Here is a 3,508-nt window from a genome sequence, read left to right on the forward strand (position 1 = left end):
TGGTAGAACACGGGCGCGGTGTTTTCTATGCCGCCGCAACTGCGGAAATGGGCAACCACGCCGTTCCAACCGCGCTGCTGCACGGCTTTCATCAGCTCGACCGCGTAATGGCTCTCGCTGCTGCCTTCCAGTCCGTGAAACAAAACCACCAACGGCGCATCGGGGTCGGCACTGTCGACAAAATCGTAGGCAACTTGGGTTTTGCCGGTACTGTCGGGCAGAAGCTCGCGGCGGTAGTCGGGCGCCTTGCCTTGCAGCAACTTGGCAAATAGAGTGTCGGCATGGCCGTTTCTGAGCCAATAAGGCGTGTTGGGTGAACGTGTATTCATAATTCGTTTCTTCTATTTTTCAGACGGCCTGAAGATGAGCATATACACCAACAAGGCAGTCAGCGTGCCGTTGGTCCAGCCTGCCCAAACGTCGGTGGGATAATGCACGCCCAAATAAATGCGCGAAAACCCGGTCAACAGGGCAAAGGAAATACCGCCTATCCAAGCGGCGCGGCGGTAGCGCGTGCGGCGGCAAAGCAATATCAGCATGACGGCAATGGCGGCGGAAAACGTACTGTGGCCGCTGGGGAAGGAAAAATTGCTCTCTTCAATCAGGCGCGGCCAAAGCAGCGGACGTTCGCGGGCAAACCAAACCTTCACAATCAGCATGTTCAAAGTCGGCACCAATGCCGCCAACACGCAAAACAGTGCTTCGCGCTTCTTATCGGCAAAATACAGGGCTGCAGCGACTGCACCGATCAGCGGCACGGCAATCGCGGTTTTGCCCAGATAGTGCAACACGGTGGCAATCGGGTCAAACCATGTTCCTGCGTGGGCATGGACGGCGTGCATCAGCGGCGGCTCAAAAGCAAAGCCGCCATATTGCGCCAGCCAAATGCCGATGATGAGGGTCGGCGGCAAAAACAGCAAAGAGACAAAAGTCAGTGCGCGTCTGGATTGGGCTGGGGATAAGTGCATTATTCCACCGTTTCTTTCAAAGTCGCGCCAATCGCCTGCAAACCCTGCAACGCATCTTCCCACGCAGCATCCAACAAGCGGCAGGCCTCGCCTTCCGCTTTGATGCCGAATTCGATATGCGGCGGAGTATAACGGCCGTCTGAATCGGTACGGCCCACGGTGGGCAGACTGTACGAACGAACACCGGCGTAGGTACGCTCAAGATGTTCCATAATCGGCGTAATGCGCGATTCGGGTTGGTCGAACACATACACGCTACGGCTGCCGCGTTCGGTTTGGTTGAAGCGGTCGGCGTAATAAGTTTCCAATACCCACTCCGCCATCGGGTGCGCCATCACGGGGAAGCCGGGGAAGAAATAATGCTCGCGGATGGAAAATCCGGCGATGTTGTTAAACGGATTGGGCACCAATTCCGCGCCTTCGGGAAAATCCGCCATTTTCAGGCGTTGGGCGTGTTCCGGCGAATCAAGCGGCTCGCCGCGTTTCAGGGTTACGCCTTCGATAAACTTGGCGGCTTCAGGATGGCGGACGACAGGCAAATCCAAAGCAGCAGCGGCGGCTTGGCGCGTATGGTCGTCAGGTGTAGAGCCGATACCGCCGGTAACGAAAGTCGGCAGGCCGTCTGAAAAACTGCGGCGCAGCTGTTTGACCAGCAATTCGGGTTCGTCGGGCAGATATTGCACCTGATTGAGCTTCAGCCCGTGCGATTCCAATAAAGATTTGAAAAAGGCGAAATGCTTGTCTTGGCGGCTGCCGTGTAAGATTTCGTCGCCGATGATAATGAGGTTAAAAGCGTTCATGATGAGGTTTCTTTAATACGGCCCTCCGAACATTCAGACGGCCTAATTGCTGACAATGTATTCCATTTATAAGATAATGGTTTCAACTTTTCAAGTCTGGAGAAATTCCCATGAGCCAAAACCATACCATTTTACAAAATCTCCCCGTCGGCCAAAAAGTCGGCATCGCCTTCTCCGGCGGCCTTGATACCTCCGCCGCGCTGCTGTGGATGAAACTCAAAGGTGCGCTGCCTTACGCCTACACTGCCAACCTTGGCCAGCCCGACGAAGACGACTACAACGCCATTCCTAAAAAAGCGATGGAATACGGTGCAGAAAACGCCCGCTTAATCGACTGCCGCGCACAATTGGCACATGAAGGCATCGCCGCCATCCAATGCGGCGCGTTCCACGTTTCCACCGGCGGCATCGCCTACTTCAACACCACGCCTTTGGGCCGCGCCGTTACCGGCACCATGCTCGTTTCCGCCATGAAAGAAGACGATGTGAATATCTGGGGCGACGGCAGCACCTACAAAGGCAACGACATCGAGCGTTTCTACCGCTACGGCCTCTTGACCAATCCCGCGCTGAAAATCTACAAACCTTGGCTCGACCAACAATTTATCGACGAACTTGGCGGCCGCCACGAAATGAGCGAATTTCTGATTGCCAACGGCTTCAACTACAAAATGTCGGTGGAGAAAGCCTACTCCACCGACTCCAATATGCTCGGCGCGACGCACGAAGCCAAAGACTTGGAATTTCTCAACAGCGGCATCAAAATCGTTAAGCCTATCATGGGCGTTGCCTTCTGGGACGAAAACGTCGAAGTCAAACCCGAAGAAGTCAGCGTGCGCTTTGAAGAAGGCGTGCCAGTTGCATTAAACGGCAAAGAATACGCCGATCCTGTCGAACTCTTCCTCGAAGCCAACCGCATCGGCGGCCGTCACGGCTTGGGCATGAGCGACCAAATCGAAAACCGCATCATCGAAGCCAAATCGCGCGGCATCTACGAAGCCCCGGGCATGGCGTTGTTCCACATCGCCTACGAACGCTTGGTAACCGGTATCCACAACGAGGACACCATCGAACAATACCGCATCAACGGCCTGCGTCTCGGCCGCCTGCTCTACCAAGGCCGCTGGTTTGACAGCCAAGCCCTCATGTTGCGCGAAACCGCCCAACGCTGGGTTGCCAAAGCCATCACCGGCGAAGTTACCCTCGAACTGCGCCGCGGCAACGACTATTCGATTCTGAACACCGAATCGCCCAACCTGACCTACCAACCCGAACGCCTGAGCATGGAAAAAGTTGAAGACGCCGCATTCACCCCGCTCGACCGCATCGGCCAGCTCACCATGCGCAACCTCGACATCACCGATACCCGCGCCAAACTGGGTATTTACTCGCAAAGCGGTTTGTTGTCCTTGGGCGAAGGTTCCGTATTGCCGCAGTTGAACAATAAGGAGTAGAATCATGGGGGGCCTTAAGGCCCCCTTATTTTAAAGGAATAAAATGAAAGAATATAAAGCCGTCATTTATCAAGAGAACCTGCTTTCCAGCTTGATTTTCGGCAGTGCCAAAATCAATCCGGTCAAATTCAGCGATTTCCTCAACAGCCACGCTTCACAAGGTTGGAAGGTCGTTACCATGGAAAAAGACCAACGCCGCATGCTGCTGTTTTTCGTGCGTGAAGCCTACGTCGTCATTTTGGAAAAAGAACGTGTTTAAACTCGGCGTCTATGCCTGTCTCGGATT

General features: G+C 54.6%; 4 protein-coding genes and 1 pseudogene. 2 read left to right on the forward strand and 3 right to left on the reverse strand.

The features are described from left to right. The 3 genes and pseudogenes from ACTHS3_RS06345 to ACTHS3_RS06355 all read right to left on the reverse strand — a co-directional run. Nucleotides 1-329, reverse strand: a pseudogene (locus ACTHS3_RS06345) (alpha/beta hydrolase); the annotation flags it as partial. A 12-nt stretch (nt 330-341) separates the two neighbouring features. After that, a complete protein-coding gene (locus tag ACTHS3_RS06350; RefSeq protein ID WP_070588213.1) occupies nt 342-968 on the reverse strand; it encodes a phosphatase PAP2 family protein in 627 nt (208 codons plus the stop codon). Next, on the reverse strand, nt 968-1,768 hold the full coding sequence (locus tag ACTHS3_RS06355; RefSeq protein ID WP_070624686.1) for a competence/damage-inducible protein A: 801 nt from the start codon (nt 1,766-1,768) through the stop codon (nt 968-970). The genes ACTHS3_RS06350 and ACTHS3_RS06355 overlap by 1 nt, the downstream gene beginning before the upstream one ends. Before the next feature lie 110 nt (nt 1,769-1,878). On the opposite strand from ACTHS3_RS06355, the gene argG reads away from it, so the two are divergent. Next, on the forward strand, nt 1,879-3,222 hold the full coding sequence (gene argG, locus ACTHS3_RS06360) for an argininosuccinate synthase (protein ID WP_036493659.1): 1,344 nt from the start codon (nt 1,879-1,881) through the stop codon (nt 3,220-3,222). Between the two features lie 43 nt (nt 3,223-3,265). Then, a complete protein-coding gene (locus ACTHS3_RS06365; protein WP_036493650.1) occupies nt 3,266-3,481 on the forward strand; it encodes a DUF4177 domain-containing protein in 216 nt (71 codons plus the stop codon). The last annotated feature ends 27 nt before the right edge of the window (nt 3,482-3,508 follow it).

The organism is Neisseria sp. P0009.S007 (assembly GCF_051962515.1).

Excerpts from the sequence above, each read along its gene's own strand:
- ACTHS3_RS06355 (WP_070624686.1), bottom strand. The coding sequence starts at position 1,768 with ATGAACGCTTTTAACCTCATTATCATCGGCGACGAAATCTTACACGGC.
- ACTHS3_RS06350 (WP_070588213.1), bottom strand. The coding sequence starts at position 968 with ATGCACTTATCCCCAGCCCAATCCAGACGCGCACTGACTTTTGTCTCT.
- ACTHS3_RS06365 (WP_036493650.1), top strand. The coding sequence starts at position 3,266 with ATGAAAGAATATAAAGCCGTCATTTATCAAGAGAACCTGCTTTCCAGC.
- argG (WP_036493659.1), top strand. The coding sequence starts at position 1,879 with ATGAGCCAAAACCATACCATTTTACAAAATCTCCCCGTCGGCCAAAAA.